We start from the raw sequence: 26191 nt of genomic DNA, 5'->3' as shown, positions 1-26191 counted from the left end.
ATAATTACCAAAATTAGTAATCCATACCCATACCGTGGCCACCTGGCATTGCAGGAGCTGCGGATTTAGGTTCTGGTTTGTCTGCGATTACACACTCAGTGGTCAGCAGCATACCGGCGATAGAAGCTGCATTTTCCAGAGCGATACGAGTCACCTTAGCTGGGTCGATAACACCGGCAGCCAACAGGTTTTCATACACTTCAGTACGTGCGTTGAAGCCAAAGTCGCCTTTACCTTCTTTCACTTTCTGTACTACGATAGAACCTTCGATACCTGCGTTTGCAGTGATCTGACGCAGTGGTTCTTCGATCGCACGTTTAACGATTGCGATACCGGTCTGCTCGTCTTCGTTATCACCTTTCAGTTTGTCGAGAGACTCGATAGAGCGGATATAAGCAACACCACCACCTGGAACGATACCTTCTTCAACGGCAGCGCGGGTAGCGTGCAGCGCATCGTCTACGCGGTCTTTCTTTTCTTTCATTTCAACTTCGGTAGCAGCACCTACATACAGTACAGCAACACCGCCGCTCAGCTTAGCCAGGCGCTCCTGCAGTTTCTCACGATCGTAGTCAGATGTCGTTACTTCGATCTGCGCTTTGATCTGATTGATGCGAGCCTGGATAGCTTCTTTTTCGCCTCTACCACCTACAACGGTAGTATTGTCTTTATCGATAGTTACGGATTCAGCACGACCGAGGTAGCTCAGGTCAGCATTCTCCAGTTTGTAACCTTGTTCTTCGCTGATCACGATACCACCGGTCAGGGTAGCGATATCCTGCAGCATTTCTTTTCTTCTGTCACCGAAGCCTGGTGCTTTCACGGCAGCAACTTTCAGCTGACCGCGCAGTTTGTTTACTACCAGGGTAGCCAGTGCTTCACCTTCCAGATCTTCAGAGATGATCAGCAGTTGCTGTCCGTTCTGAACGATTTTTTCCAGTATGTGCAGGATGTCCTTCAGGGTGCTGATCTTCTTGTCGTAGATCAGGATGTAAGGGTTCTGCAGTTCAGCGTGCATTTTCTCGCTGTTGGTGATGAAGTAAGGAGACAGATAACCACGGTCGAACTGCATACCTTCTACTACTTCTACAGTAGTATCAGTACCTTTAGCTTCTTCTACAGTGATCACACCGTCTTTGGTTACTTTGCTCATAGCTTCAGCGATCAGCTTACCAATGGTAGCGTCGTTGTTTGCAGAGATAGCAGCCACCTGCTCGATCTTCTGAATGTCGTTACCAACTTTTTCAGACTGACCTGCAAGGTTTTCAACGATTGCTTTAACAGCTTTGTCGATACCGCGTTTCAGATCCATTGGATTTGCACCGGCAGCAACGTTTTTCAGACCTTCTGCAATGATAGACTGTGCCAGAACGGTAGCAGTAGTAGTACCGTCACCAGCGATATCAGCGGTTTTGGAAGCAACTTCCTTCACCATCTGGGCACCCATGTTCTCGATAGGGTCTTCCAGTTCAATTTCTTTAGCCACGCTAACACCGTCTTTAGTCAGACCAGGTGCGCCAAATTTCTTTTCAATAACAACGTTACGACCTTTTGGGCCCAGGGTTACTTTAACAGCATCTGCCAGGATATCAACGCCCTTCTTCATTTTATTGCGGGCTTCGATGTTAAAGAATATTTGCTTTGCCATAATAGCTTGTAATTTTTAAAGTTTTACCTTTTGTTTTGTGTGTGCACTAATTGTAATTAAACAATTGCTAAAATGTCAGATTCACGCATGATTAAGTAATCGCCGCCTTCGATGCTGATCTCTGTACCGGAATATTTACCATACAGTACAGTATCACCAACTTTAACAGTAACCGGCTCATCTTTCTTACCGGGACCTGCTGCTACGACAGTGCCTCTCTGTGGTTTTTCTTTCGCAGTATCCGGGATGATGATACCACCAGCGGTCTTTTCTTCTGCTGCTGCGGGTTTCACAATCACCCTGTCAGCTAAGGGTTTAATACTTAAATCTTTTGCCATATAATATACTTTTTAAAAAGATAAGATGATTTAATGCTCCTTGGCCCTCGATAATTGTGCCAAGGCCCCGTTCGGGTCATTTTTTCAGGAACCATTACATTCCATCCCGTGGACATCTGACAAAAATGCCAATTTTTCAGCAAAAACTGACAAAACATTCTGAAATGTGGGTAACTAGCAGATTAAAAGCCTGTTACTTTACCTAAAGGTACAGCGGTTTTTAGTCCCTCCTATCAGACTGTTACGTAAAATGTCCCCCCGTATGTTCGAATCCCCATTTTTTTCAATAGCTTTGCGCCCTCATACAGTTCTTGATTATAAGATGATTAGCAGAAGAAATATCCGGGTAAAGGTCATGCAAACCCTTTATGCCCTGGAAACGATGGAGCCAGGTACTATTAAGCCAGGTACGGCTACCAGCTTACTGAACGAGAAGCTGGACCAGACCAGTCAGATCTTTACCTATTTACTTTATTGCCTTACGCAGGTAGCGCAATATGCTGAAATAGACGCACAACAACGTGCTTCCAAGCACCTTCCCTCAGCCGAAGACCTGACCGTAAACACCAAAATTGCAGGTAACGAATTCATTTTCCAGATCATTAATGACAAAGGATTCCAGGTAAATCTGGAAACCTGGAAACTCAGACACCTGCCGGAACAGGATATGCTGCGTAAGCTCTACAATACCCTTGTAGCGTCAGACATCTACCAGGAATACATTAAGGAGCCTTCCCGTAATAAAAAGAGCGAGAAAGAAATTATTGAATATATCTATAAGGAAATCCTTTCCCAGAGCGAGCTTTTCCTCCAGCACATGGAAGATACGTTCCTTCACTGGGGCGACGATGCGGAGATGATGTCCCTGCTCATTGCGAACTACATGCACAAACCACACCTGTTTAACTTCCTCCAGCTGATCAGCAGGGAAAAACTGGAATATGCCAGGGAACTCCTGCTCACTGTGCTGGACAAGAAGGAATACAGCCTGGAACTCATCAAGCCAAAATTGCAGAACTGGGATCCTGAACGTATTGCCGCTGTAGATATGCTTCTTATGGAAATGGGCGTATGTGAGTTCCTCTTCTTCCCCACTATTCCTACCAAGGTTACAATCAACGAATATATTGACCTGGCAAAGGCGTACAGTACGCCGCAGAGCGGTCAGTTCGTAAACGGCATACTGGACAATATCCTGAAAGACCTGGATGCGGCAAATCAGATAAAGAAAGTAGACCGTAATAAAAAATAGCTAATTTTGAGACTATGAAGAAGGTATTCTACCTGCTCGCATGCAGTACCCTCCTCTTAGGAGCTTGCAGCGGAGACATTAAGAACAGCAAAAAAGGCCCTGGTACAACCGTTACGGAGGTAAAAAAAGGCACTCCTGCCATCGCTTTCGAAGAAATGGAACATAGCTTTGGCAACGTGGTAGAAGGTGAAAAAGTAGAATACTCATTTAAGTTCACAAACACTGGCGATGCGGCCCTGGTCATTACAGACGCTACCTCCAGTTGTGGCTGCACCGTTCCGGATTGGCCAAAAGAGCCCATCCAGGCAGGAAAAAGCAGCTATCTCAAAGTAGTATTTAACAGCGCAGGCAAGTCCGGCTTCACTACCAAGCAGATCATCCTCCATGCCAACACTACACCTGAGTTGGTACAGGGACCAAAGATCATTTGCACGGTGGTAAAACAATAAACTAACAACAACAAATACAAACATTTACGATGTACACAAACATGCTTAACATTTTACTGATGGGAGCTCCGGGTGGAGCCCAGGGCGGTAACGGAGGTATGGTGCAGCTGCTGTTTTTTGGGGGTATGATCCTGGTGATGTGGTTATTCATGATCCGTCCTCAGACAAAAAAAGCTAAAGCACAGAAAGATTTTATCTCCAACCTGAGAGAAGGTGATAAAGTTGTTACCATCGCCGGTATCCACGGTAAGATCAATAAATTCTTCCCTGAAAACAATACCGTAAAGATCGAAGTTAGCGCAGGTACCTACCTGACTATCGAACGTTCTGCGATTTCCATGGAATATACTGCTGCTCAGCAGAAAGCTGCTGAAGCACCGGCTAAATAAATACTACATCCGCAAGGATGACAGGTCCCAAATTCCTTTGCCGGAGTTTGGGATTTTTTTTGATCTTTGGACATATGTTAAAAATAGGTATCACAGGGGGCATTGGCTCCGGCAAGAGCACTGTATGCAAGATCTTCTCCCTGCTCGGTATCCCCGTTTACTATGCGGACGATGCCGCCAAAGAGATCATGCATACCGACGCTTTGCTCAAAGCCAGTATTAAGGAACACTTTGGTGAAGAGATGTATGACGAAAATGGTCAGCTGCAACGCGCTGCCCTGGGCAAGATCGTCTTTAACGACAAAGACAAACTGGAACTGCTCAATTCCCTCGTACACCCTGCCACCATCCGGCACAGCGAAGAATGGGCAGACAGGCAGCAGGCTCCCTACATCATCAAGGAGGCCGCCCTCCTGTTCGAATCAGGATCCTTTGCCTACCTGGACAAGATCATCGGCGTGACCGCTCCTCAGCCCCTGCGTATACTCCGGGTCATGAAGCGCGACAATGTCACCCGCGAAGATGTGCTGGCACGCATGTATAAACAGATAGAAGAACCCATCAAAATGAAATTGTGTGACTACGTTATTCACAACGATGAACAACAGATGGTCATACCTCAGGTCCTTGCCCTCCATGCCCAACTGCTGGAACTGGCAGGCGCTCAATAAATAACCTTTACATACCGATCTTCGCTCATTTTGTATTCATTGTTGATAGGCAGCTTGATTAAATATTAATGCTGATTGATAAGCCGAACATGAGCCACTAACAAAATATCTGCATGGGGAAAACCGTCAATTCATCTAAAGCTACACCCGTATTGCTCCTGGAGCTGCAAAGTAATCACCCGGAACCTATCAGGATCAGCGCCGGATTATTGAAGGAAGACGCCGGTGGCCGTACCTGTCAGCGAATGCCCCTGCACGATAAAAAATCCTTATCCATATTCAGTACCCTGCCGGCCGGGGTACAGCACTTACTGGCGCCATGTACACAGGAAGCCATGCTGTACAAGGAACTGCAGCTGAAAGAAAAATTCAGGGATGCCCCGGTAAGAGAACTCACCATTCACCAATATGTACAGGATGGTATGCAACAATATCTCTACCATACCTTACAGCAACTCCGCCCGCTTACACCCGTATTGCCCTGGTATACGATGATCACTGATGATAGTATGCTGATGAAACATACACGACCTGCGACTGTCAGCAACTATACGCCTGCTCTCTCCTTTGAGCTGGTACAGGGAGACGATGGTGTGATCCGTATCGTGGCATTTGTCAATATCAACAATCAACTGCTGCCTCTCTCCGACTTTGAGCATTTCGGGTTCCTGTTGCGCAACCGCGGAGAACTATTCATACTACCTCCTGCCAATGCCAATGCTATTGCAAAATTCTCCGGCGGGTACATCGATGCTATCCCCGGTGAAGAAGGTGCTTTCCTGCAACAGGTCGTCAATCCATTGAGTGAACTATTTCCTGTCAATAAAAGCATCCTGCTGGACAGGGAGGAGATCGATGTATCGCCCTCCTGCAACATCTGGCTCAGTGAACTGAACAAATCGTTTCTCGTACTTACGCCGCAATGGCAGTATGGAGATTTTATCATTGAAGATTCGCCGGATGCGGTAGTGCTCCGCACCGAAGGCGATACACAATTCGAAATCAGGCGACACCTGGATGAAGAAAAAGAGATCCTCTCCTTCATCCGTTCGCTGCATGCCCGCTTTGCGCAACAGCGCAATGGCTACTTCTACCTGCCTTTTGCGGATGCTGAAAAGAACCAGTGGTTTGTAAAATGTTATCGTAAACTCACCGATCGTAACATTGGTGTGTATGGCATGGACCAGCTGCAACATTTCAGGTACAATACCCATGTGCCTGTGATGGACATTAAATGGAGCGGGGAAGACAAAGATGCTTTCGACCTGGAAATAAAAATCCATTACGGTGATATTCCCGTGGCGCTGCCAGACCTGCAAAAAGCGCTGCAGCACAAGCAGCCACACCTGCTGCTGAAAGATGGTACCATTGGTGTCATTCCAGAAGAATGGCTGCACAAATATGACCTGCTCTGGAAACTGGGCCAGGTAACCAAAGACAAGCTCAAACTTTCCCGCCTGCACTTTACACTGGCGCAGGAGATGATGATGCAGGGAAAACATTCCGAAGATACCCTGCAACGGCTGCAACGGCTACAGGCGCAACCGGGGGCACATTTCCCCGTGCCTTCGGCGATCCAGGCAAAATTGCGTAACTACCAGCAGGCAGGTTTTGAGTGGATGTGCCTACTCGATGCCATGCGCTGGGGAGGTTGCCTGGCAGATGACATGGGTCTTGGTAAAACCCTTCAGACAATTACATTTTTACAACACCTCAGGGATAAATACCCGGGCGAAACTCATCTCGTGGTATGCCCGACTTCCCTCATTTACAACTGGGAAAGTGAGCTGAAAAAGTTTGCCCCCCAGCTGCGATATGCGGTGTACCATGGCAATAACCGACACTTTGACCCCGCCGGGTCTGACCTGGTGATCACCAGCTACGGTACGGTACGTAGTGATCAGGATATCTTTGCGGGCCATGTATTTGGCTATGTAGTACTGGATGAAAGTCAGGTGATCAAGAACCCGGCATCTCAGACCACCAAAGCGCTGCAAATTCTGCAGTCACGTAACCGGCTTATACTGAGTGGTACGCCTATACAGAACAATACGATGGACCTGTATGCGCAAATGAACTTTGCCAATCCGGGTCTGCTGGGTAACCAGGCCTTTTTCCGTTCGGAATTTGCCATGCCTATCGACAAATATTCGGATGCAGAAAAAGCAGGCCAGTTACGTCGCCTGATCTTCCCCTTTCTGCTGAGGCGTACCAAGGAACAGATAGCCCAGGATCTGCCTGACAAAACAGAGATCATTATGTGGTGTGAAATGGGCGAAGAGCAGCGGCAGGCTTACAACAGGATTCGTGACCTGTACAAAGAGAAGGTCTTCAACCGTATCCAGGAGCAGGGTATTGCAGCTAGCACGATTTATGTACTGGAAGGTCTGACCCGGCTGCGGCAGATCTGTAATGCCCCTCAGCTGGTGGAATCAGAATCGCATATCTCCCATTCTGTAAAACTGGATGAATTGATGCGCGAGATCAGTGAAAATACCGGTTCCCATAAGGTACTGGTCTTTTCTCAATTCACCGGCATGCTGCAACTGATTGCCAAGGCAATGGAACAGGAAGGATTGAAATTTCTCTACCTGGATGGCAGCACAAAGGCTGAGAACCGCCAGCAACTGGTGAATCAGTTTCAGGAAGAAGAAGAGATGCGTGTGTTTCTGATCAGTCTTAAAGCAGGTGGTGTAGGGTTGACGCTGACAGCCGCGGATTACGTGTACCTGGTAGATCCATGGTGGAACCCGGCGGCAGAACAGCAGGCCATAGACCGGACCCACCGTATCGGACAACAGAATAAAGTGTTTGCTTACAAAATGATCTGTAAAGATAGTGTGGAAGAAAAGATCCTTGCATTACAGCAACGGAAAAAGATGATTGCAGATGACCTGATCAGTGAAGATACCGGCTTTGTGAAGAAACTGACGGAAGATGATGTAGCGTTTTTGTTTAGTTAATAAATTTATTGACGAAATTTGTAGTATGTTAAATAACTCCAGGTCAATCATCATGCTTATGGTGGCGTTTGTAGCCACTTCCCTGACGGTTCGCGCCCAGCAACCGGCACCTAAATTCCCTGAAGGATTTAATATTCAGAAAGGGGTGAACATTGGATACTGGCTGTCGGATGCAAGTGGTCGCAATGGCACAGCGCAGGTAGATTTTTTCGGTGAACAGGATGTAACCTTACTGGCACAGAAAGGTTTTGATCATCTTCGTATCCCTATTGAAGAAGGTGAATTATGGAATTACAAGAACGAGAAATATGCAGATGCTTTTAAGTATTTACATTCGGCCATTGGCTGGTGTAAAAACAATAAGCTGAGAGTAATCATAGATCTGCAGACACTGAAAGGTCACCGCTTGTGGACCAGTGACGATGAGCAGGACCGTTTTGTTCAGATCTGGCAGGAACTGGCGCAGGAGTTTAAGAAGTATCCGGCTAACCTGGTTGCTTATGAACTGTTGAGTAGCCCGGTGGCAGACAGTGCTGCCGAGTGGAATGATCTGCTGGCCAAAACCATTAAGGCAATACGTGAGATAGACCCTAAACGGGTGATTGTAGTAAGTAGTAACCAAAATGGCAGCTATAGTACTTTTTCACAGTTGAAATTGCCGGAGGGAGACAATCATATCATTTTGAATTTCCACTACTTTGAACCAATATACTTCACACATTATCGCTACAACGGCAGCAGGCAGCAGGATTACAGTGGACCGGTTCATTACCCAGGTGCGACCATTACTGCCAGGGAGCTGAACGAGCAACCTGCTACTATCAGGAATCTGCTGGCAGGTAGTACACAGGATTACAATGACGATGTGATAGCCGACCAGATTTCAACTGCTGCAAAAGTGGCCAGGAAGTTCAAAGCGCCACTGATATGTGGTGAATGGGGGTGTACGAGTCTTGTACCAAGAAAAGACCGGATGAGGTGGTACAAGGACATGAAAAAGGCATTGGATAAAAATGCGATTCCCTGGACTGTGTGGACGTATAAAGGAGACTTTGGAATTATGCAGCCGGATGGAAGTGAGGATGACAAGTTGCTGAAGTTACTCACTAAGGACTAAAGAATAATGAATAATGAAACGGTTTTGTCTGGCGACAAAGCCGTTTTTTTTGCTGATATCATGTTGTGTTTTTGTTTACCCGGGCTGACTGTTGTCACTATTTCATAATCCAATAAGCCAACGCCAGCCATAAAAGCCCTTTCGCCAGGAAGAAGAGGAAACCCCAGATACCGATCCTTCTGATCCATTTTACCCAGGATTTTTTCTCAGTTGCTGTTGCCATAAGTAACTTATTTACCTGCAAAGTACCGCAATGCATCAATAAGTCGATATTACTATTATCTATACTGCGATAGAAACATCATTTAGCAGCTGCTCCTGCTCCCTGGTTATTTATCCTATCAAAAGCAAAGAGCCCCTCGGTTACACCGAAGGGCTCTTGTTTATCAAACATTTAATTGAACACTATTTCTTAACAGCAGCGCCAGCTAAGCCTTTCTTTTCTACATCTTTTGCAGGAATTGCTTCGCTTTCGTTGGCCAGCTCGTTCTTCTTATCGAAGTCCACCAGTACCGGTGCAGCTACGAAGATGGAAGAATAAGTACCAGTGACCACACCGATCAGCATCGCGAATGCGAAACCACGGGTTACTTCACCACCGAAGATGAAGAGGATCAGGATGGTCAGGAATACTGTCAGAGACGTCATTACTGTACGGCTCAGTGTATCGTTGATGGCCTTGTTGATGATGCTGTCTCTTGACTGACCTTTCATCTGACCGCCGCGGAAGTATTCACGGATACGGTCGAATACGATCACGGTATCGTTCATGGAGAAACCAATTACCGTCAGGATCGCTGCAATGAAGTGCTGGTCAACTTCCAGTGGGAACGGAACGATATCGCGGCAGTAAGAGAATACAGCCAGGGTTACCATCACGTCGTGCAACAGGGAGAAGATTGTACCTATAGAATACTGCCATTTGTTGAAACGCAGCAGGATGTACAGGAAGATCACTATCAGTGACAGGATCGTTGCCTTCACCGCACCTGCACGCAGGTCATCGGAGATGGTTGGAGACACTGTTTGAGAAGCTACGATATAACGAGGTGAAGAGAATACTTCATAAGTTACATTTGGCTCATAGAACTGTTTCAGACCATTGTACAGTTTCTGCGTTACTTCCTTATCAACTTCAGGTGTCTGTTCGTTGATCTTATAGTTGGTAGTAATGTTCAGCTGATTGGTGTTACCGATAGTCTTCACATACGGCTCTGAATTGAATTCTTTCTCCAGGATAGTGCGTACTTCTTCAGTATGCATTGGTTTTTCGAAGCGGATTGTGAAGCTACGACCACCGTCAAAGTCAACACCGTGACGGAAACCATGGAAGAAGGAAGAAGCACCCAGGAGGATCATGATACCAGAGATCACATAAGCATACTTTCTCTTACCTACGAAGTCAAAAGCAGCATGCTTGAAGATCTTCTTAGAAATCGGCGTGAAATACTCGAAGTGACGTTTCTTATTGGTATAGTAGTCAGTTACGATACGGGAGATCATGATACCACAGAACAGGGACAGTAACAGACCGATGATCTGAGTGGTAGCAAAGCCCAGTACCGGACCTAAACCGAAGTAGAACAGGATAATTGCTGTAAGCAGGGAGGTAATGTGACCATCCAGTACAGGCGCGTAAGATCTCTTATAACCGAATTCTACTGCCTGTTGGTAGGTTCTGCCATGTACCAGTTCATCCTTGATACGTTCGAAGATGATTACGTTTGTATCCACGGCCATACCTACAGTCAATACCAGACCCGCGATACCTGGCATCGTCAGCGTCGCACCGAGCGAAGCGAGAATACCAAAAGTGAACAGCAGGTTCAGTACCAGCGCGATGTTTGCAACGATACCAGCGGTATTATAATATACCAGCATCAGTACGAAGATCACGATGAAGGAGATGATGAAGGATTTAGCACCGGCTGCGATAGATTCAGCACCCAGGGTTGGTCCGACAATCTGTTCCTGAACGATTTTTGCCGGAGCTGGCATTTTACCGGACTTCAGGATATTAGCAAGGTCTTTCGCCTCTTCAACGGTAAAGCTACCGGTGATCTGGGAGTGACCGCCAGGGATCTCATTAATAATAGAGGGAGCGGTGTAAACGATGCTATCCAGTACAACGGCTACGTAGTTCAGGTTCGCACGATTTTCATCAGCACCACCTTTAGGAGCCAGTTCACCGGTCAGCTTCTTCCATTCTCTTGCACCTACGTTATCCATTACCATGGCAATTTCAGCATTACCATTCTGGTCGTAGTCCTGTTTAGCGTCTACTACCCTTTCGCCGCTTACGCGTGGAGTTGGATTAGCAGGGTTAATTTTCAGTGCGAATACATCAAGCAGCCCGTGTTTGTCGGTCTTGTTTTCAGGACCGAAGGCAAATACCAGGTCTTTAGGCATTACATTTCTTACTGCAGGCAGGGTCAGGTAAGCCTTGAAGGTAGCGGTATCAGAAGGCAGGATTCTACCTACTACAGCGCTTGGAATAGGACCTTCCTGTGTGATCTGCGGATGCATGATCGCGAACAGCGGATTGGTCTTCATGAATTCCTTTTCTGCATCAGCCATCAGCTTAGCGGAGTCTACTTTACCATTCTTACCCTTTGCAGAGTCGTTCATGAAAGCAGCCAGGCTACCGTCTTTAGTGGTATCAACAGCAGTTTTTGCGGTAGTATCAGCTTTAGCAGTAGCAGCTGAGTCAACAGCTGGTTTAGTGGTACCTACATTCTTCAGCGCATCGTTCATTTTCACGAGTACGTTGTTCACGAAGTCAGCGTCGTTTCTGTAAGTTTCACGGAACTCCAGGTTAGCACTTGCCTGCAGGTATTTCCTTACACGGTCAGGGTTGTCTACCCCGGCCAGTTCTACGGAGATAATACCTTTACTTTCGTCCAGGCTGATGTTTGGAGAAGCTACCCCGAACTTGTCAATACGTTTTTGCAGTACGAGGTAAGTATTTTTAATTGCAGCACCTGCTTCACGACGGATTACTTTCAGAACGTCGTCGTTAGAAGTGTTGAAATTGATGTCTTTTTGATAAGCGTTGGCAAAAATGGTAGCCAGGCGACCCTGAGGTGCCACTTTCGCATATTCCTGCCCGAACAACGTTACGAAATCCGACTGGCTGGTTTTCTTAGCCTCAGCTGCATTCTGCAATGCGAGGTTGAAGGCTTTGTCAGTCGAATGACCGCTCAGGGAACGGATCACATCTTCCACGCTCACATCGAGCACTACGTTCATACCTCCCTGGAGGTCAAGACCAAGATTCAGCTCTCTTTCCTTGGCTTTGGTATAGGTAATGTACCAGGGAAAACCCGCGATCTGTTGATTGCTGGTGCTATCCAGGATTCTTTGTCTTCTTGCTTTAATCAGCTCAGTCAGTGTATCCTGATAAAAAGCCTGCTGCTCTTTATCATTAGAATACTTCTCCTCAGGGCTTTTATAAAGCTTGCTGATGTCGTTTTTGGCTTGCAGGTCTACCTTGCTCTCGTAGCTGCGTACCAGAAACGTGAAAGACAAGTAATACACAGAGATAAGGATCAATGCACCGGCAAAAAATCTAACCAGTCCTTTAAGTTGCATATTGTTTCGGGTTTATAAAAAATTTTTAAGAGTTGCAAAGATAGAATTTAAATTGATATATTAAAGCCGGAGAAACGGAGAAAAGGAAAAAGGTGGAAAATATTGGTTTCCAACTCATAAACTGGTTTTTTTCGCCTTTTTTTAGTCTTCTCTAATGTGTGCCAATGCTTTTCTATCTGGTTGATACTATGCTTTGCAGGTTGCAATACTAATAAAAATATGCAAATCACCAATTACCCACCCCATAACTCTTTTTTGGAATCTTTGTTAAAAACGCAGGCAACCCGCCTTGGTCCTGTATTCAGGGATCCCGAAAGATATCGGTTGCAGATCATTTATACCCGAATTGACCGGGATGCCCGGAACCACCCTCACTGCACTGATTTTACCTATAGACTGGATCCGGATGTGTATTTTTACCCGGCCTCTACCGTAAAACTGGCAGCGGCGGCCCTCGCACTTGAGAAGCTGAATGACCTGTCGGTCCGGGGCCTGGACCGACATACACCCATGCTGACTGACAGTTTGCCCGGGGCAACCCCGGCAGCGCTTACAGACGCTTCCTCTCCGTCGGGTTTACCTTCGGTAGGTAATTATATAAAGAAGATCCTGCTGGTGAGTGACAATGATGCTTTTAACCGGCTGTATGAATTTATCGGGCAGGCATCATTCAATGAAAGCCTATGGGCCAAAGGCTACCCCGGGGCACAGGTATTGCATCGGCTGGGGGTGACCGGTATTTCTCCTGAAAACAACCGGTCTACCAACGCCATCACTTTTCGGCAGGGAAAAAAGGTGCTGTACCGGCAACCTGCACTATTCAGCACGCTTTCCTTTTCACCAAGAAATGATGAAATCGGCAAGGCATACTATAATGAAAAGAATGAACTGGTCCCCTGCCCGATGAATGCCTCTCAGAAAAACAGGATCTGGCTGGCGGACTTACACAATATTTTAAGAAGCATTATTTTTCCCGATGTTGTAACAAAATCAAATCGTTTCCGTTTAAAAGAGGACGACTATGGATTTTTATACCACTGCATGTCAGCACAGCCGGCAGAATCGGAGCGACCAACTTACGATTCGACAGTGTTTCACCATAATTATGTGAAATTCCTGTTGTTTGGTGCAGAGAAAAACAACCGGTTCGGTGGTTTTGTCCGCAGCTTTAATAAACCCGGATGGGCATATGGCACCCTGACAGACGTGGCCTATATAGCGGACTTTGCCCATCAGATAGAATTTATGTTATCTACAACTGTTTATGTAAATGACAGCAATGGCATCCTGTCCGACGAAAATTACCAGTTCAAACAGGTAGGCGAACCTTTTATGCAGGCTTTAGGTGAGCTTATTTACAATTATGAACGCCGGCGGCAGCGGGCCTATATCCCCGACCTGTCCAGGTTCAGGATTGACTATTCCAATAAAACTTTTTGAAAAAACCAAGTTCTAATTCTATATTAAACAAGTGAGTGAAATGGCAACAAGTAAACGTTTCGGGGCAGTAGCGGCCCTTCTTGCAATGGTAACAGGATTTACCGCATGTTTGAAAACTGAAAACAACACAACTCCATCCAGACCAGTAGCGGCTTTTGTTGTTATTAACGGTATTAGCAGTGCGGCTAAACTGGATTTCTATGACAACTCCACCAAAATTAAAGACAGCGTTTCCACTGGATTTGCAGGTTACAACTACCAGGCGTATGGTGGTACACACATCTTTGATCTGAAAAGATTTGCTACCAGCACAACTGTAGTTTCTACCAACGCTGCCACCTACGATTCACTGACCTACTACACCCTGGTGGCATTCGGTGATTCTACTTCGCCGGTGTTCTATCCAATCAAGGATGATTTTTCAAGTGCCAGCACTGGTAAACTGAATATCCGTGTGTGGAACTTATCTTCCAACATCGGTCCGGTTGACGTATATCTGAACACGACCAAAGTGGATAGTAACGTCACTTTCTCCATGGCGAGACCAATTACTACGTTCAAAGCGCTGACTACCGTTTCCAACGCTAATAGCATCACTGTGAAGAAAGCAGGTACCGAAACAATTGTTGCGACTAACAATGGTTCTACCACCAGCTTGTCAACAGGCGGTGTATATACCATCTTCCTGACCGGCGATGTCAATACCACCAGTGGTTCCCTGGCTCCTTATGTAGGTTATATCAAGAACTACTATTAATAGAAAAAACCCGCTTTTGACAATCACAAAAGCGGGTTTTTACCCTATCTTAGCCCTATGAGGCTACCTATCCTGATCATATTCCTGCTTTCCTATACCTTTAGTAAGGCCCAGACCTCCCGCTATATTATTCAGTTACGCGATAAGCAAAAAACCAGGTGGTCCCTTGATGACCCGGCACAATTCCTGAGTAGCAGGGCCCTTGAACGCAGAGCCCGACAACACCTTTCTATAGACAGTACAGATCTTCCGGTATCTTCAGGTTACCAGGACAGTTTGCTCGCAGCGGGCAATGTGCGCATTCTCTATACTTCCCGCTGGTTCAACCAGATCATTATACAAACATCTGATACTGCTGCACTGAGAAAAATCCAATCCTTTCCTTTTGTAGTAAACAGCCGGAGCGAAGGCCGGCAATCCACTCCCCGCCCTTCGATACCCAACGCTGAAAAAATAAGCGGCAGTGAATATTATGGAGGTGCAAAACCGCAAATGGAATTACATCATGCTCTTTACCTGCATGACAACAATTATAAGGGACAGAATATGGTCATTGCTGTCATTGATAATGGTTTCCCATCAGTCAATGTAAACAGGGCTTTTACTGAAACGAATATCATCAGTACCTGGGATTTCGTTAGGGCACAGGCTAACGTATACGACTATGGCGAACATGGGGCGGAAGTACTTTCCATACTAGCAGCCAACCTTCCGCAGGAAATGGTAGGATCAGCACCATTAGCGGGTTACCTTCTTTTACGTACAGAAGAAACAGAATGGGAGAAACCCATTGAAGAAAATAACTGGGTGGCTGCTGCGGAATACGCTGACAGTGCGGGGGCAGATATTATCTCTTCGTCGCTTGGTTACAACACGTTTGATGATCCTGTTTATAATCACTCCTATGCAGATCTGGACGGAAAGACGACGATCATTGCCCGTGCTGCTGCTATAGCCGCGGCTAAAGGAATGATAGTAGTCGCAGCAGCAGGTAATGAGGGTGCGACTGCCTGGCATTATATCCTGACGCCAGGTGATGCAGATAATATATTGACGGTAGGTGCAGTCAATGCTGCAGGTACCTTTGCTGCATTCAGCGGCCATGGCCCTACCGCCGATGGGCGCATCAAACCCGATGTTGTTTCGGTAGGTGAGTATGCACGGATCATATTGCCTAATGGAACATTGACAGTGGGGAACGGCACTTCGTTTGCCACACCTGTGATAGCCGGCCTTACCGCATGCTTATGGCAGGCATTTCCCAAAAGCACCAACCAGCAGATTATCAATGCCATCAGGGCGAGCAGCAGTCAATATACCCAACCGGATAACGACCAGGGGTATGGTATTCCCAATTTCCAGACCGCTTACAATACTTTACTAGCCAGCACGTTGACCGCAGATTCTGCACAATTGCAACATACCTGGCTGAAAGCATTACCCAATCCTTTTACCAGTGAGATTAAAATATATATGCATGCAGCAACCGGGCAACAGGTGGAACTCGCCCTGTATGACAACAATGGGCGCAGGATCAGGACGGCCAGTATCACAGCCTCCACGACCTATTTTTATTACAACTGGGATGCTCACTTTTCTTCCTTACCTGCTGGTATATATTATTTAAGAGGACAAAAAGGTATGGATAAGACTGTCGTAAAACTGCTGAAGCACTAAGTTTTTCCTGCTCTCCAAATTCCCTTTACAGATTTCTTCTCCCATCAGTTATAAAATTATTGTAGGTTTGTTGCAGGTCGCGCACCTTACTAAACAATTTTTGTTATGAAGCATTTGGAATTAGCAGAAAGGCTGTCAAGGATCTCTGAGCCACAAACGATCAAAATGGCTAAGCTGAGCCGTGAGCTGAAAGCGCAGGGTATAGACATTGTAGATCTGAGTATTGGCGAACCTGACTTTGATACACCTGCCCACATCAGGGAGGCCGCAAAAAAAGCCATTGATGAAGGCTTTACACATTACACACCGGTAGCTGGTATCCCGGATCTGCGGGCAGCGGTGGTGAAGAAACTGCAACGTGATAACAACCTGGAGTATCTGCCTGAGCAGATCGTGGTATCGACAGGCGCCAAGCAAAGTATTGCCAATGCAGTATTGAGCGTCATCAATCCGGGCGACGAAGTGATTATCCCTACACCATATTGGGTAACTTATTCAGAATTAGTAAAACTCTGCCAGGGTACAGTTGTATTTGTTCCCTGCGGTATTGAGAATAAATTTAAGATCACGCCGGCACAGCTGGAAGCGGCCATTACGCCAAAGACCAAGCTGTTTATGTTCTCCTCTCCCTGCAATCCTACGGGTTCAGTATATAGCAGGGAAGAACTGAAAGCGCTGGCAGATGTATTTGCCAAATATCCGGGTATCTATGTGATGGCTGATGAGATTTATGAATACATCAACTATGTAGGTAAACACGAGAGCATAGCACAGTTTGAAGGCATGAAGGAACGCACCATTATTATCAATGGTCTGAGTAAAGGCTTTGCGATGACGGGCTGGCGTCTGGGTTATCTGGTAGCGCCAACGGCAGTAGCCAAGGCTGCGGAAAACATCCAGAGTCAGTTTACGTCTGCCACCTGTTCTATTACGCAGAAGGCAGCTGTAGCAGCGCTGAATGGTCCGAAAGATTCTGCAGACGTGATGCTGGCTGAGTTCACCAGGAGAAGGGCTTTTGTATTTGAGCAGATGAGCCAGATGCCGGGTCTGAAACTGATCAACCCGGACGGTGCATTCTACATGTTCCCGGATGTAAGCAGTTTCTTTGGAAAATCATTTGAAGGCACGACGATCAATAATGCGGACGACCTGTGTATGTACCTGCTGCACAAGGCAAATGTGACTTTTGTAACGGGTTCTGCCTTCCAGCAGCCCAATGCCATCCGTATTTCTTATGCTGCTTCGATGGAGAAGCTGCAGGAAGGGATGAAGCGTTTGAAAGCAGCCCTGGAAAAACTGAGCTAATCAATTCATTTTCTATAGAAAAAGCTTTTGTCTAACCGGCAAAAGCTTTTTTTTGCCATTATATCTGCACATTTTTATTTATATATTTGCACCTGCAAACAATCATTCTACATGGGTAGTATCTCAACTCAAAGCATGCTTTTTATTGTATTAGGCATCGGCATCTTAACTATTCTATATATGACCTTAAGGGATATGTTCCTAAAACCTAAAGACAAGGAGGCGACACCTGCTCCTGCAGCTGCTTCGGAAGCCCGTAGCAGCGACAAAGCAGTACTGCCCCTGCAATTACAAGCCTATGAAAGAATGGCATTGCTGGTAGACCGCATCAATCTGCAAAACCTGATCAGCCGGGTATATCAGCCGGGGCTTGGCGCTACAGACATGCAGGTTGGCCTGATTCATACCATTAAGGCAGAATTTGACCACAATGTTACGCAGCAGATCTATGTTTCCCCGCTTGCTTGGGAGGCAGTAAAAACGCTGAAAGAACAAACCATCACGATCATTAACCAGGTAGCCAGCCAGCTCCCTGCCGAAGCATCTGCGATGGATCTTAATAAACAGATTCTGGAAGTATTTCTCCAGGCTGAGACATCCCCTGCCGAAATGACCGCGCAGATAGTGAATGCTGAAGCCAGGAAGTTATTTTAATTTAAAAAGCCCGCCTTACAACAGGCGGGCTTTTTAAATTATTTCGTCACCATCATCACTCTTTTTGGCCGGATCACCTCATACAGCAAATACCCCTTTCCGTTAAAATGAATGTAAAGCGGCGGCGCCTGATACCAGGGTATACCCGGCACCTTTTTATGCGCCTGGATATGCAGGTGAGGTTCTGTACTAAATCCTGAATTGCCCACACAACCCATTGGCTGTCCTTTCTTAATCAGGTCTCCGTCATGCACAATTACGCTTCCCTCCTTCATATGTCCTAAAAAGATGTAACTGCTGCTGGTCTCAATGATCACCTGGTTCGTATTATTCGGCCCCCGGCTCATATCAGGCGGGATATTATCCGGATTATTGCCATATGCTTTCAGCACCCGTCCATCGCAGGGGCTATATAAAGTATCCCCAAAGATTTCGTAGTCTGTTAACTTCTTGCTGAAGATCTTATTGGCACGCCTGCCATCTGGTTTCAATTTTACGATATCCATCGCATAAATCGCCCCTCTCAGGCTGTAGTGAAACAGGTTGGTAGGTAAGCCCTTTCCTCCCTGCAGCACAAAATAGCGGCCTGTTCTCATGGGAAAAGCCAGCTCGATGGTGTCCGGTTTGCCGGTGGTACCGGTAAAATAGAGCACACTTAATAGCGTCAAACAGGCGGTAAAAAACAGATTAAAGCCGATCTGCCAGGTTCTGGAGGCTCTTTTGTTCCTGCTGCGCCGCAGGAACCCTGTAAATAGTGCCAGTAATAAGCAGATACCAAAACCATATTTGGCTTCTATTGTAAGATATACCCAGGTACCATAGAGATAAATGAATACACCGAGTGACAAACCGGCTAAAAGACGGGACCAGTTGTGTCGGAATAGGGCTGCGGCAGCAGTATATGTAAAGAAAATGCTGAACAGGGCCAAAGCAAAAGTCAAAAATAACAGCGCGTAAATAAACATAGCTTATTCGGTAAATCTTTCAGGAATGGTCCTGCAAATTATCAAAATTTGGCCTTCGCGGAATACGATAATAATTATGTAACATTGTTTATCGTACATTATTATTCCACGAATGCACATATTATGGAAAATATCATCAAAACAGATGCCGGTATTATCATTGAACCAGTATATACCCAACCGATACCCATGGATGAGTTGCCCGGGCAATTCCCTTTTACAAGAGGAGTGCATGCCAGCATGTACCGTGATAAGCTATGGACCATGCGGCAATATGCGGGTTTCAGTACGGCGGAGGCTTCGAACCAGCGTTATCACTACTTACTGAGCCAGGGGGTAATGGGTCTGAGTGTGGCATTTGACCTTCCTACACAAATCGGGTACGATTCTGATCATGCCATGTCGGAGGGTGAAGTGGGGAAAGTGGGTGTAGCCATCGACTCTCTGGAGGATATGGAAAGGCTTTTTGCCGGGATCAAACTGGAAGATATTTCGACCAGTATGACCATCAATGCAACAGGGTTTATACTACTCGCCTTATATATTGCCCTTGCTAAAAAACAGGGTGCTGATCTGCATAAAATATCGGGCACTATTCAGAACGACATACTCAAGGAATATGCAGCAAGAGGGACTTTTATCTATCCGCCCAAACCCTCTATGCGGCTGATTACAGACATCTTTGCATATTGCAGTAAAGAGGTGCCGAAATGGAATACCATTTCCATTTCGGGATATCACATCCGCGAAGCAGGTGCCAATGCAGTACAGGAACTGGCATTCACGCTGGCTAACGGGAAAGCCTATTTAAAAGCGGCGATCGAGAAAGGATTGGAGATAAATGTATTTGCAAGGCGGTTATCTTTCTTTTTCAATGCACATAATCATCTCTTTGAGGAGGTGGCTAAGTTCAGGGCCGCCAGGAGGATGTGGGCCAATATGACAGCGGAATTAGGAGCGACTGACCCCAAAGCCCAGATGCTGCGCTTTCATACACAAACCGGTGGCAGTACATTGACTGCGCAGCAGCCACATAATAATATTGTACGCGTAGCTGTGCAAACCATGGCTGCTACTTTGGGCGGTACGCAGTCCCTCCATACAAACGGATTTGACGAAGCGCTGTCATTACCTACAGAAGAAGCGGCCCGCATTGCCCTGCGTACCCAGCAGATAGTAGGATATGAAAGTGGGATTGCCGATACAGTTGATCCGCTGGCAGGGTCTTACTATGTAGAAGCCCTGACGAACGAAGTGGAAGCCAAGGCCTGGGAGCTGATACACCGGATAGATGCGATGGGGGGTGCCGTGAGTGCAATAGAGCAGGGCTTTATACAGGATGAGATAGCGCGGAGTGCTTATTTATACCAGCAAGAGATTGAGCGTGGGGAGAAGATCATAGTAGGCGTGAATAAGTTTACCGTGAAGGAAGAAGGAACGCCGGAGATTTTTAGAATTGACGATAGTATCAGGCAGTTACAAACCGAAAGACTGCAGGACCTGCGTGCCCGCCGGGACAATGAAGCGGTGAAGATGATCCTGCAAAGACTGGAGGCAGCGGCATCTACAGCGGAAAACCTGATGCCGATCGTGGTGGAGGCGGTGGAAAGGATGTGTACTCTCGGAGAGATAGCAGATACCCTGCGGAAGGTTTTTGGGGAGTATAAATAGGTGCATGCGTTGGGGTAACGGCAAATGCCGGCCCTGCCTGCGAAAAAATCGCTCCTGCTTCTGCTTTGGCGATTTTTTCGATATGTTTTTTCAGTATTTTTGGCCATGTCTTTTATCTACCATCAAACCTGTCCGGTATGTGGAGCTGCAACTTCACATAAAGTACTGACAGCCAAAGATTACACCGTTTCAAAGGAAACTTTCGATATTAACCATTGCGGACATTGCAGTGTACGATATACGCAGAACGTTCCGGACAATGCTAACATTGGCCGTTATTATCAATCACAGGAATACATTTCCCATTCGGAAACCCGCCAGGGCCTCATCAACCGTTTATACCACAGCGTAAGGAAAATCACGCTGCGCAGCAAACAAAACTGGGTAAAAGCAGCAACAGGTCTTAAACAAGGTGCCATCCTCGACATCGGTTGTGGTACTGGTTCTTTCCTTCATTTCATGCAACAGGGTGGCTGGCAGATCACCGGTCTTGAACCAGATGATACTGCCCGTCAGAATGCAAAGACATTATATAACATTGAACCTCGTCCTTCAGAGGATCTTTATAAACTACCTGCCGGAGCATTTGATGCGATCACCATGTGGCATGTACTGGAACATGTACATACCTTACATGACTATATCCGTCAGATACGTACCTTACTGAAACCGGAAGGCGCCCTGCTGATCGCGGTGCCTAACTATAACTCTTCCGATGCTGTGCATTATGGTGAATATTGGGCGGCTTACGATGTACCGCGGCATTTGTACCACTTCTCCCCTGCCTCCATGGAAGTATTGCTGAAGCAACATAAGATCCGGGTGGTGAAAAAGCATCCAATGGTATTTGATGGTTTTTATGTGAGTTTGCTGAGTGAAAAGTATAAGACGGGTGGGAATGGGTTATTCAAAGGTTTCTGGAATGGGTTTATATCCTGGAGAAAAGGATTGAAGGATGTAGACAGGTGTAGTTCTGTTGTATATGAATGTAAAGCAGAGTAAATAGCCATCCAATTCATCCTGCGAAGATTGTAGCCGACAATAAAAACCGGATATGAATTGCTGGTATAAAATAACGTGAATACCGGAAAGGGTCTGTATCTTATAAAGGGTACAGGCCCTTTTTAAATAAAGTGAGCCGGTAGCCATGGCTACCGGCTTCTTTGCTCATGCATCAGCTAATAAGAATATCTCACTTATTAATTAATACAAGTAGTTTAATGCGATAATGTCGTTCGCGTTGAAAGTACGGTTGCCACCGTTAGAGCAGGAAAGCATCCATGAGTTGGCATCGGCACCGGTTGGCGTACCTGGGATCCAGATAGCACCTACACCAGCTGAACCTTCGTTGGTAGCAGTACCACCACAGCTATAAGAACGATCGAAGTAATCAGTATGACGGAAACCAATACAGTGACCGATTTCATGCTGAATAACAGATCCTACATACAGTACATTTGGATTGCTGCCATAGGCCTGGGAGTTTGTATTCATCTGGATAGAGCTGTAAGGATTACCGCTACTGGTTGGGAAACCGGAAGAACCGAGGGTGATGAATCCTCCACTAGGTCCCTGATTGAAACCGGAGATCGTGATATTAGCGGTACCACTGGTGATACGGGAGAAAGTGATAGCCAGGCCAAGACGGTTGTAACGCGCGATAGCGGTATCAGTACCTGCTACAAAAGCGCTACCCAGGCTGCTGGCTACTCTTACAGTGATATTACGAGGTGTACCTGTTACAAGGTTGGTAGTGCGATATTGCTCTGAACTAGCGACACGCAGTACAGGCCCCGTGTATTTGCTATTCAGATCAGCTTCAGTGAGGCGAATATCACCTTCCACAATGTAATCATCGCCGAACTTGTGAACATCAGCGGAGCTGAAGCCCAGTGCTTCGATCTTAGCAAGGGTTTCAGAAGAAATAGTTTCAGCAGATTTAGTGCTGCTTACATTATCTTTTTTACAGGACACAGTGGCTACAGCAATGCCTGCCATCAGACACAATAAGGCGTTGAATGAATGTTTACGCATACATTTAGATTTGGGTTTGGGTTTCAGGAAAATGAAGATATTATTAGCTGATCCGCTGATGAAAAATGGACGTATTCATCATCAGTAAATACAGCTAACGACAGATTATAACTTGCTCGTACAATTGGTGCACACTACGTGCAGCATGCATGTTGAATTGTTACTGTTAATACATAATTTTTAGTGCTCATAAAGTAATGCGGGTGAAAGAAACGGTACGACGAAATCCGCGTCCTCTCCGGGTCTTCAATAATTGTTCTGATTCATTTGGTTAACGCCAAAAAATGGCTGTATGCTTCATCTCTGGATCAATTGCTTCGACGGTTAGATTTTAGTTGCTCGGGACCAATATTACAACTTTCCATGAAACCAAAAAAAATTTTTCTTCCCCTGCTAATCAAAGTTATGAATGAATTACTTTAGTTTTATTTGAAGCAACGAGCAACCTGTCAACCCAAAATCTTTATGAGAGCAACCCTGGTTTTGTTACACTTATTAGTATGCCAATCATTGTCAGCAGGCGCACAGGAGTTACCTGACCAGGTAGCTGCGAGGTACGCCAGTAAAGATATTTCAGCGACATCATCGCGTAAACACACAGTTTATTACCTCGTAAAGTTCCGTGAATATCCCGGTGAATCACTGCGTGATTATGGGGTAGTAAAATCATTGAGCCAGGTACATTTTATTCTAAAGAATACACATTTTGATAGTTGTTTACAACAGCGTGTTGTGTATGTAATGCCGGCAAATAATAACTGGAAGGCAAGTATGAAATTATTGCATTCTCTTTCGCTGGAAGACAGTTTGCATTTAATCGTTACGGCATCTGCCACACCTGCTTATTGTCGCGTATTGCAGCAGCATGGAAAGAATTATTCCATCTTGTTATTCACCAAAGACTGGGATGATTTTATTGCGCAATCTTTTATTTCATTTGCTGATGTGCAGCGAAAAGCAAGCCCCGAACAAAGGATCAATTCTGCGGATATTTCTGCTAATGCAATCAATACTGTGCAGCAGCAGTATCCGGCGATTAAAGGCACTCACATCACTGTATCACTGAAAGAAGATTTGTTTGATACGACTGATCTTGATCTGGCAGGAAGGTTTTTATATAATGCACATGCTTCTCTGAATTTTTCTTCGCATGCGACGATTATGGCGACGATGATAGCAGGTGCCGGGAATAACGGTGAAAAAGGTCTGGGAGCGGCCCCGCAGGCATTGTTGTGCCCTGCAGATTATTCGTATAGTTTAATGCCGGAGGATAGCGCTTATATGCATGATTACCGGGTGTCTGTACAAAATCATTCTTATGGTACGGGGATCGAAAACTATTATGGTGTGGAAGCAGTAGCGTACGATGAAGAAGTGTATCAGGCAGATACGATATTGCATGTATTCTCTTCCGGTAATGTAGGTACTACGGGCGACACGACTGGTATCTATCAAAACCTGAACGGGTTTGCAAATCTGACAGGTACGTTTAAGCAGGCAAAAAATGTATTGGTAGTAGGTGCAACAGACGATTCACTGCATGTGCCGGGGATCAGTTCGAAAGGGCCCGCTTACGACGGGCGTATTAAACCGGAACTGGTGGCATTTGGCATAGACGGCTCTTCAGGATCCGCAGCGCTGACAAGTGGTGTAGCAGCGTTATTACAACAGGGATATCAACAGGTGTATCATGCTATGCCTTCGGCAGCACTGGTGAAAGCTATCCTGATCAATAGCGCCGTTGGTAAAGGCATCAGTTATATCAGTGGGTTTGGTAGTTTACATGCATTGCATGCCATGCAGACATTGGAGCAAAAACATTTTTTACGCGGTACCGACGGTGGCGATTTTACTATACAGGTACCTGCAGGTGTACAGCAATTGAAAATAACGCTTTGCTGGAATGATCCTGCCGCAGCAGCAAATGCAGCAAGTGCCCTGGTGAATGACCTGGATCTGTCTGTAACAATAGGGAGCAGTCAATATCTTCCCTGGGTACTATCTTCAGTGCCTGTGTTGGATTCCTTATCAGCTTCGCCACACAGATCCCGCGATAGCCTGAATAATGTAGAGCAGATCACCATAGATAATCCTGCTGCCGGGAATGTACAGATCCATGTATCTGCACATCGTTTAAAGGAGCCTGGTCAGACTTTTTATATAGCATACGGGTACTCAGCTAAAAATACTTTTGAATGGCAAAATCCAGGGCCTAAAGAGGTAATAGCAGCAGGTAGTCCGGTTCCCACTCCTTTACGATGGACATCGAATGTTACAGCAAAAGGAAATATCTCCTGCAGTTATGACAAAGGTGCTACCTGGCAAAGCATCGCCACACGATTGAATACAAGTACGGGGTTATATTACTGGACGATTCCGGATACATTTTCTGTCGCTTTACTGAAGTATACAACACCAGATACGTCTTTTGTGAGTGATACATTTTACCTGTCGCCGCGCCTTGCATTGCAGACTGGTTATGATTGCGGAGACAGTGCCATGATCTTCTGGAATACCTTACCGCATGCGGGCGGCTATCAGTTGTACAATATGGGTACGACTTATCTCCTGCCTTATACGCAAACAGCAGATACTTTTCTCACAATTGCGGCTGCCGGCAATTCACCTTATTATGCAGTGAGTCCGTTGCATACGGATGGATGGAATGGTTTGAAAAGCTATGCCACCAATTACCAGTTACAAGGTACCGGATGTTATTTCAAGAGCTTACTTGCTACAGAGAATGGTGATGAAAATGTATTGCTTCATTTATCATTAGGTACGACTTATCGGCTGGAACGGTTGTATTGGGAAAGGCTTTCGGGGAATGGTTATGTGACGCTGGATTCAGTGACAGTCAATACCAATACAATTTATGAGTATACAGATAATAATACGCCGGAGGGGTTGCTGACTTACCGGGTAAAACTTGTTACCGCCGATGGTAGGGGACTCTATTCCGCTCCTGCCAGTGTGTATGTTTTAAGACAGCATGATTACATGATCTTCCCGAATCCTGCCAGCAGCTATGTAACTGTTCTGAGCAGGCAGGTGGATCAGCTGCAAATGCAGGTTTTTGATATGAGTGGTAAGCTGATCTTAACAAAAGTAGTGGCCAGTCTGCAGGAGAGTATTGCAGTCAGTGAACTGGCACCAGGTACTTACGTATGTGTACTGCTCAACAATGGTAAGAAGGTCTTTACCACAAAACTCGTCAAGCTTTAAGTACCCCTGTTTCCAGTAAGGTACTGCTAAAATGCAAAAGTCCCG

The 26191-nt window shown here is 46.0% G+C and carries 20 protein-coding genes; 14 read left to right on the top strand and 6 right to left on the bottom strand.

Annotation, left to right across the window (positions count from 1 at the left end; translation table 11 throughout):
- Positions 1-13: 13 nt before the first annotated feature.
- Together groL and ABDW33_RS13165 are read right to left on the bottom strand one after the other, a co-directional pair.
- Entirely contained in the window at positions 14-1648 is a 1635-nt protein-coding gene (gene groL / locus ABDW33_RS13170) for a chaperonin GroEL (RefSeq protein ID WP_343690531.1), read from the bottom strand.
- A gap of 56 nt (positions 1649-1704) precedes the next feature.
- On the bottom strand, positions 1705-1986 hold the full coding sequence (locus ABDW33_RS13165; RefSeq protein ID WP_072356767.1) for a co-chaperone GroES: 282 nt from the start codon (positions 1984-1986) through the stop codon (positions 1705-1707).
- A gap of 355 nt (positions 1987-2341) precedes the next feature.
- On the opposite strand from ABDW33_RS13165, the gene nusB reads away from it, so the two are divergent.
- The 6 genes from nusB (at position 2342) to ABDW33_RS13135 (ending at position 8827) form a co-directional block, all read left to right on the top strand.
- Positions 2342-3238: a transcription antitermination factor NusB gene (gene nusB / locus ABDW33_RS13160; protein WP_343690530.1), complete on the top strand. Its 897-nt coding sequence runs from the start codon at positions 2342-2344 to the stop codon at positions 3236-3238.
- Between the two features lie 14 nt (positions 3239-3252).
- The gene (locus ABDW33_RS13155; protein WP_343690529.1) at positions 3253-3687 is read left to right on the top strand and encodes a DUF1573 domain-containing protein; all 435 of its coding nucleotides are present in this window, start codon (positions 3253-3255) and stop codon (positions 3685-3687) included.
- Between the two features lie 41 nt (positions 3688-3728).
- Positions 3729-4076, top strand: coding sequence for a preprotein translocase subunit YajC (gene yajC / locus ABDW33_RS13150; RefSeq protein ID WP_343690528.1), 348 nt, complete (start codon positions 3729-3731; stop codon positions 4074-4076).
- A 74-nt stretch (positions 4077-4150) separates the two neighbouring features.
- Entirely contained in the window at positions 4151-4747 is a 597-nt protein-coding gene (gene coaE, locus ABDW33_RS13145; protein WP_343690527.1) for a dephospho-CoA kinase, read from the top strand.
- Positions 4748-4860: 113 nt separating this feature from the next.
- A complete protein-coding gene (locus tag ABDW33_RS13140) occupies positions 4861-7710 on the top strand; it encodes a DEAD/DEAH box helicase (protein WP_343690526.1) in 2850 nt (949 codons plus the stop codon).
- Between the two features lie 25 nt (positions 7711-7735).
- Positions 7736-8827 (top strand): cellulase family glycosylhydrolase, encoded by a 1092-nt coding sequence (locus tag ABDW33_RS13135; protein ID WP_343690525.1) that lies wholly within the window; start codon positions 7736-7738, stop codon positions 8825-8827.
- 97 nt (positions 8828-8924) lie between these two features.
- Here the strand turns inward: ABDW33_RS13135 and ABDW33_RS13130 are convergent, their stop codons facing one another.
- Both ABDW33_RS13130 and secDF read right to left on the bottom strand, forming a co-directional pair.
- Positions 8925-9050, bottom strand: coding sequence for an alanyl-tRNA synthetase (locus ABDW33_RS13130; RefSeq protein ID WP_343690524.1), 126 nt, complete (start codon positions 9048-9050; stop codon positions 8925-8927).
- 182 nt (positions 9051-9232) lie between these two features.
- Complete coding sequence (gene secDF / locus ABDW33_RS13125) at positions 9233-12418, bottom strand: protein translocase subunit SecDF (RefSeq protein ID WP_343690523.1); 3186 nt, start codon at positions 12416-12418, stop codon at positions 9233-9235.
- A 255-nt stretch (positions 12419-12673) separates the two neighbouring features.
- Between secDF and ABDW33_RS13120 the strand changes: the two genes are divergently transcribed.
- The 5 genes from ABDW33_RS13120 to ABDW33_RS13100 all read left to right on the top strand — a co-directional run bounded on the left by ABDW33_RS13120 (position 12674) and on the right by ABDW33_RS13100 (position 18251).
- Positions 12674-13858: a serine hydrolase gene (locus tag ABDW33_RS13120; RefSeq protein ID WP_343690522.1), complete on the top strand. Its 1185-nt coding sequence runs from the start codon at positions 12674-12676 to the stop codon at positions 13856-13858.
- Between the two features lie 40 nt (positions 13859-13898).
- Positions 13899-14615 carry a DUF4397 domain-containing protein gene (locus tag ABDW33_RS13115; protein ID WP_343690521.1) on the top strand — a complete coding sequence of 239 codons (717 nt, stop codon included), beginning with the start codon at positions 13899-13901 and terminating at the stop codon, positions 14613-14615.
- Between the two features lie 57 nt (positions 14616-14672).
- Positions 14673-16292, top strand: a complete 1620-nt coding sequence (locus tag ABDW33_RS13110) for a S8 family serine peptidase (RefSeq protein ID WP_343690520.1) — start codon at positions 14673-14675, stop codon at positions 16290-16292.
- A gap of 105 nt (positions 16293-16397) precedes the next feature.
- On the top strand, positions 16398-17597 hold the full coding sequence (locus tag ABDW33_RS13105) for a pyridoxal phosphate-dependent aminotransferase (protein ID WP_343690519.1): 1200 nt from the start codon (positions 16398-16400) through the stop codon (positions 17595-17597).
- A 180-nt stretch (positions 17598-17777) separates the two neighbouring features.
- Entirely contained in the window at positions 17778-18251 is a 474-nt protein-coding gene (locus tag ABDW33_RS13100) for a hypothetical protein (RefSeq protein ID WP_343690518.1), read from the top strand.
- Between the two features lie 38 nt (positions 18252-18289).
- On the opposite strand, the gene ABDW33_RS13095 is transcribed toward ABDW33_RS13100, so the two are convergent.
- A complete protein-coding gene (locus ABDW33_RS13095; RefSeq protein WP_343690517.1) occupies positions 18290-19216 on the bottom strand; it encodes a M23 family metallopeptidase in 927 nt (308 codons plus the stop codon).
- 48 nt (positions 19217-19264) lie between these two features.
- Here ABDW33_RS13095 and ABDW33_RS13090 point away from each other — a divergent pair, with 48 nt between their 5' ends.
- The gene (locus ABDW33_RS13090) at positions 19265-20887 is read left to right on the top strand and encodes a methylmalonyl-CoA mutase family protein (protein ID WP_343690516.1); all 1623 of its coding nucleotides are present in this window, start codon (positions 19265-19267) and stop codon (positions 20885-20887) included.
- A 105-nt stretch (positions 20888-20992) separates the two neighbouring features.
- Positions 20993-21889, top strand: a complete 897-nt coding sequence (locus ABDW33_RS13085; protein WP_343690515.1) for a class I SAM-dependent methyltransferase — start codon at positions 20993-20995, stop codon at positions 21887-21889.
- Between the two features lie 201 nt (positions 21890-22090).
- Here the strand turns inward: ABDW33_RS13085 and ABDW33_RS13080 are convergent, their stop codons facing one another.
- Positions 22091-22921 (bottom strand): M57 family metalloprotease, encoded by an 831-nt coding sequence (locus tag ABDW33_RS13080; RefSeq protein ID WP_343690514.1) that lies wholly within the window; start codon positions 22919-22921, stop codon positions 22091-22093.
- A gap of 465 nt (positions 22922-23386) precedes the next feature.
- Here ABDW33_RS13080 and ABDW33_RS13075 point away from each other — a divergent pair, with 465 nt between their 5' ends.
- A complete protein-coding gene (locus tag ABDW33_RS13075) occupies positions 23387-26146 on the top strand; it encodes a S8 family peptidase (protein ID WP_343690513.1) in 2760 nt (919 codons plus the stop codon).
- The last annotated feature ends 45 nt before the right edge of the window (positions 26147-26191 follow it).

The organism is Chitinophaga sp. (assembly GCF_039596155.1).
In the GTDB taxonomy this organism is placed as follows: domain Bacteria; phylum Bacteroidota; class Bacteroidia; order Chitinophagales; family Chitinophagaceae; genus Chitinophaga.
The sequence above is the reverse complement of the archived record's forward strand: the minus strand, read 5'-3'. Positions and strand labels throughout refer to the sequence as shown.